We start from the raw sequence: 5,325 nt of genomic DNA on the forward strand, positions 1-5,325 counted from the left end.
AAAAATCCAAGAATGAAATCTGACAACGATTTAATCAGCGCTTCCCTAGAAGCTAACAGCCCCGCCGAAATGGCTCTACCCATAATCATCCCCCGAATCTGAAAAAGTGCCGCCCTCTCCGGTACGGCACTTTCAATTCCTGCGGCGAAGCCGCTGATCTTCTCGATCTCGGTCTCCATCTCGATCTTACTTTTTATTTCCCCGCCAGTTCCATGAACTCTTTTCTCAGTTCTCCGTCCTTTTTGAAGGCGCCGGAGGAGGCGATGGTTCTTGTCCTGGTGCCGGGTTTCTTGATGCCCCGGGCAGTCATGCAGGAGTGCTCTCCTTCGATGTAGACGATGACATCCTCCGATTTCGTCACCAGTTTCATGACGTCCCGGATGTCTGTGCCGATCCGTTCCTGGATCTGGAACCGCTTGGACACCGCATCGGCGATGCGGGCAATCTTGGACAGCCCGATGACCCGGCCATGGGGAATGTATCCCACAGCGGCCTTCATGTTGTACATGAGGGCAATGTGGTGTTCGCAGTGGGAAAAGATGGGAATATCCTTCACCACCACCATGTCATTTTCCGGGGTGGCAAAGGTTTTTTCAAATTCTTTGGCAATGTCTTCATTGGACACGCCGGTATAGGCGAACTGTTCTGCCATCATGTCTGCGAACCGTTTCGGTGTCTCCTGCAGTCCTTCCCGGTTTGGGTCATCCCCCACGGCTTCGATGATGAGCCGGGCTGCCTGTTCCAGTTTTTCCATATCCATAATTAAACGCCTCTCCTGTCAGGGTCCCAGATGATCTTATGGAGCTGCACCTGGACCCGTACTTCCTGCAGCTTGTTATTTCTTACAAAGTCCACCAGTTCCGATGGTTCGATACGCCCCCACACGGGACTCACGAAGAACTGGGGATGATCGGGTCTCTGGAAATCTTTTTCCACGATTTCCTTCATTTCCTCCATGTCCCCGACGGAGCTGACCACGAATTTCAGCACATCCTCCGGGCCCAGGAGTTTGAAGTTATCCCGATTCATATAGGATTTCATGCCGCTTCCGGTGCATTTGAAATCCATGGTATAAAAGACCCCTGCCGGCCGCTCCCGCCACAGGGGAACGGCGCCGTTTGTTTCTATATTGATGTCATAGCCCTCTTCTCCCAGGACTTCACAGAGATGGTGCAGGGGATGGAGCATGGGCTCGCCGCCGGTCAGGGTAATCCGCTTCCAGGGAAATCGGCGGATTTTCTCCAGCAGTGCTTCCTCCGTAAGGGCTTCTTCCGTATCCGCCAGGGACAGGGAATAGGCGGTGTCACAGTAATTGCACCGGAGGTTGCAGCCTGCCAGGCGGACAAAGGTGACCATGAAACCGGTCCTTTTCCCTTCGCCGTCGATGCTGTCAAAAATCTCGGTGATGTGGAACAGGCCGTCATCAAAGGCGTACTTACTTCTCATAGGTCGCCACATTTCCTTCCGTTTCCTGCACAGATACCCGGATGCAGCGGGGAATGTGGTCGCAGATCCACTTGGCCATATTCTCGGCCGTAGGATTCAGGTCTCCCAGCACATCATTGATGAGGTGATGGTCGAACTGATTCACGGTCTCCTTGATTTTACTGAAATCCACCACCATGCCGTTCTTGTCCAGTGTCTCGCTCTGTACGGTGACGGTGATGATCCAATTGTGCCCGTGGAGGTTGGAGCACTTACTTTCATAATCCAGGTGCAGGAAATGGGCACCGGAAATTTCCATTCGTTTCGTTACGGTATACATGGGATAGTCCTTTCGTATATGGTGAGTTAGTGGGTTAGTGGGTTAGTGAATCAGCGGCTTCGCCGCAGGCCGGTCAGCTTCCCTGGTTGCCAGCAGCTAGTGGCTAGAAGCCCCATGCCGGTGACTCTACGCATAAGCATGCCTAAACGCGGGTCCTCAATTCTATTCATTTCAGCGCCGGATCTTTTACTCCGTTGGCGGCGAAGGCGGCGGCCCGGTCGATACAAGTACCGCAGGTGCCGCAGGGTTTGTCTCCCCCTTCATAGCAGCTCCAGGTGAGCTCATAGGGCGTCTTCAGCTTGAGTCCCGTGGCCACTACGCCGGCCTTGTTCATTTCCGCAAAGGGGAATACCAGATGCACCTTGCCGTAGGTACCGATGCGGATCGCATCGCCCATGGCCTTCAGGAATGGTTCGCTGCAGTCGGCATAGGCATCGCCCGCCGCATCGTCTGCATGGGCGCCGATATAAATGTCCACGTCCTCATCTTCAAAGAGGGAAGCCGCCAGGGAAGCGGCGGTGGACAGCATGAGGCCATTCCGGAAAGGTACGTAGGTGGATACCTTCCCTTCCCCGTTTTCCGCGATCTGCTGTGCATAGCTCTCGTGGACAATTTCCCGGGTGGAATTGGCCAGGAGGGAACAGTTGGAATACTGGAAAATCTGGGACAGGTCGAATTCATAGTGCTTCAGGTGGTAGTACTCCGCCACCTTCCGGGCCGCCAGGATTTCTTTCTTGTGTTTCTGGCCATAAAAAATAGAAGCAGTCACAACGTTTTCTGCTCCCAGTCGGTCCACAGCCAGGGATACGCAGGTGGTAGAGTCCACGCCCCCGCTGGATAGTATAATTGCTTTTTTCATCGTTCCTCCTGTTTTTTAGAGTTGGTTAACAGATGACAACTGAGATATATTGCGTTTACCCATTATAGCACCGAAAGGGGAGAATGGGCAAATGGCGGATTCGCCGCGGATTGGCATGCTTACGGAAAAAGTCACTCCTGCGGGGGCTTCTAGCTGTTAGCTGCTGGCTTTTAGGAAAGCTCATCAGCCTACGGCACGAATGACTGATGGAACCATCCGTTGGAAAGCGCCGCAGGCGGATCAGTTTTCCTGGCAGCTAGCCACTAGAAGCTAGTTGCCCCCACACGAATGACTCTATCCACCAGCAGGCCAAACTTCGGCGGAGCCGCGGGATCTCAACTCTCAATTCTATTTTCCTTTCCCCCATTCCCGGAAGAAGGCTTCCGCCGCCCTTCTATACCAGAGGGCCGGATTCTTCATGGATTTCTTTATATCCGCCCCTTCCGCCGCCGGAATGATCCGGTCCGCCCCCAGGGAGAGGAGACTTTCCCAGCCCTCTCCCAGGGAGCCCGAAAGGACAACGCAGGGAACCCCTTTCTTCTTGCAGTGGGCCGCGATCATGCCGGTAATTTTCCCTTCCCCGCTCTGCCTGTCGGTCCGGCCTTCGCCGGTAACCACAAGATCCGCCGTTTTCAGGCGTTCATCGAAATGGGACAGTTCCAGTATCTTTTCCGCGCCGGAAGCCATGGTGCCATGGAGGAAGAGGAGCAGCGCCGCCCCCAGGCCGCCAGCCGCACCGCCGCCGGAAAGATGCTCCACATCCACGCCGAATGTGTCTTCCAGCACCCTCCCGTAATGAACCATACCGGCCTCCAGTTTTTCCACCATAACCGGGTCCGCCCCTTTCTGGGGGCCAAAGGCACGAGCCGCGCCCCGTTCTCCCCAGAGAGGGTTCGTGACATCGCTCAGGATGGTGAGGTCCATATCCTCCACGCCTTCATGGAGGCAGGACAGGTCTATGGTCTCTACCCTTCCCAGAGATGCTCCCTGCCCCGGCAGTTTCCTTCCGTTTCTATCCAGAAACCGGACGCCCAGCGCTTCCATGGCTCCCATGCCCCCATCGCAGGTAGCACTGCCGCCGATGCCGATATAAATATGCCGGTCTCCCCGGGCAAGGGCCCGATCAATCATTTCCCCGGTGCCAAAGGTGGATGTGATGAGGGGATTCCGCTTTTCCTCCGGTACCAGCAGGAGTCCCGAAGCCTCCGCCATTTCCATCACCGCCACATCGCCGGGAAGACGGAGGGACCTGGCCTGTACCGGCCATCCCAGGGGACCGGTCACAGGGTCCACGACCGCTTTCCCTCCCGCAGCAGCCGCCATGGCCTCCACCGTTCCTTCCCCGCCATCGGCCATGGGAATCACTTCCGTCTCCCAGGAGGGATACAGAGAAAGCACCGCTTCCTCCAGGATTTTTCCGGCTTGTCCGGAGGAAAGGGTGCCTTTCAAAGAATCGGGAGCTAAGAGAATGCGCATGGTATCACCTGGTTAAGATAGTGGGATAGTGGGTTAGTGGGTTAGTGAGTTGGTGAGTTGGTGAGTTGGTTATGAAAAATGAGGAATTAGGAATGAGGAATGGTGGTGCGGCGCACAAATTATATAGCGCCGCGAATTTTTATATATTTTTTTGCAATTTTGCATGAGTACGGGACGAACTTTGAGCAGTGGGCCTTGAGCCTTGAACGGGACAGCCACTTTGTGACGGATTTGCATGATAACGGATAGGGTCATTTATGCGGGGGCTTCCAGGAAAGCTCAATAGCCTACGGCACGAATGATTGATGGAAGCATCAGGTGAAAAGCGCCGCAGGCTGGGCAGCTTTCCTGGCAGCCAGAAGCTAACAGCCCCCGCAGGAATGACTCTACCCGTTAGCGTCAAATCTCAACTCCTCTATTACTCATCCACCGGGTGGATGCCGTGGATTTCCCGGAGCACCGGATACATGGTGCAGCTGCCGAATGCAGAGAGCACTTTCTCGAAGGAACTCCGGGATTCTTCACTGTTGAAATGGGCGTCAATGAAGACTGCTTTCTCCGTTTCGTAGCAGTGGAGAATATGGTACTCCGTGGTGTGAACGAAACGGTAGAAATCCTCTTCCTTCTCTTTTTCCGGATGGAGGATAAAGAGGCCATGCACCGTGTAGCCGAAGACCGGGCAGTTTACGTTCACCGTATACCGCTCCACCACTCCCAGGTCCTGCAGCCGTTCGATGCGATTCTTCGCTGCCTGCCCCGTGAGAAAGACCTTTTTCCCCAGTTCCGTCATAGATATGCGGCTGTTCTTCTTCAGTTCATTAATAATCTTCTTATCCGTCTCATCCAGGGTCTTCGTAAACATGGGGTCCTCCTTCTTTGGCATACTGTGGTTTTTATTTATTATACCATTAAGAAAGAGTTGAGAGTTGAGGAAAGAGAGTTGAGGTCCCGCGGCTTCGCCGCCGGTTTGCCTGCTGATGATAAAGTCATTCGTGCGGGGGCTTCCAGGGACGGCTGATTCGCCTGCAGCGCTTTCCATCTGATATTTCTATCAGTCATTCATGCCATAGGCAGTAGAGTTTTCGTGGAAGCCAGCAGCGGGAATCTCCGCACGAATGTCACTAACCGTCCGCATGCAAAGATACTTTCCTTTTCCGCCGGGATTCTCCTTTCCAGGGAAGCACTGATTAAATCGTTGTCAGATTTCATTCTTGGATTTTTATGC

The 5,325-nt window shown here is 54.2% G+C and carries 6 protein-coding genes; all 6 read right to left on the bottom strand.

From position 1 onward, the window contains the following. Positions 1–193: 193 nt before the first annotated feature. The 6 genes from folE to QZR21_RS07825 all read right to left on the bottom strand — a co-directional run bounded on the left by folE (position 194) and on the right by QZR21_RS07825 (position 4,962). The gene (folE, locus tag QZR21_RS07800; protein WP_296099530.1) at positions 194–760 is read right to left on the bottom strand and encodes a GTP cyclohydrolase I FolE; all 567 of its coding nucleotides are present in this window, start codon (positions 758–760) and stop codon (positions 194–196) included. Positions 761–762: 2 nt separating this feature from the next. Then, positions 763–1,446: a putative 7-carboxy-7-deazaguanine synthase QueE gene (gene queE, locus QZR21_RS07805; protein ID WP_296099533.1), complete on the bottom strand. Its 684-nt coding sequence runs from the start codon at positions 1,444–1,446 to the stop codon at positions 763–765. Further along, entirely contained in the window at positions 1,436–1,765 is a 330-nt protein-coding gene (queD, locus tag QZR21_RS07810) for a 6-carboxytetrahydropterin synthase QueD (RefSeq protein WP_296099535.1), read from the bottom strand. Before queD ends, queE begins: the two co-directional genes overlap by 11 nt. A 166-nt stretch (positions 1,766–1,931) precedes the next feature. Beyond that, a complete protein-coding gene (locus tag QZR21_RS07815) occupies positions 1,932–2,624 on the bottom strand; it encodes a 7-cyano-7-deazaguanine synthase (protein WP_296099538.1) in 693 nt (230 codons plus the stop codon). A 348-nt stretch (positions 2,625–2,972) separates the two neighbouring features. Continuing rightward, the gene (locus QZR21_RS07820; protein WP_296099540.1) at positions 2,973–4,100 is read right to left on the bottom strand and encodes a glycerate kinase; all 1,128 of its coding nucleotides are present in this window, start codon (positions 4,098–4,100) and stop codon (positions 2,973–2,975) included. 418 nt (positions 4,101–4,518) lie between these two features. Continuing rightward, positions 4,519–4,962 carry an Lrp/AsnC family transcriptional regulator gene (locus tag QZR21_RS07825; RefSeq protein WP_296099543.1) on the bottom strand — a complete coding sequence of 148 codons (444 nt, stop codon included), beginning with the start codon at positions 4,960–4,962 and terminating at the stop codon, positions 4,519–4,521. Positions 4,963–5,325: the final 363 nt, after the last annotated feature.

This window comes from uncultured Dialister sp., assembly GCF_900541605.1.
Classification (GTDB): domain Bacteria; phylum Bacillota; class Negativicutes; order Veillonellales; family Dialisteraceae; genus Dialister.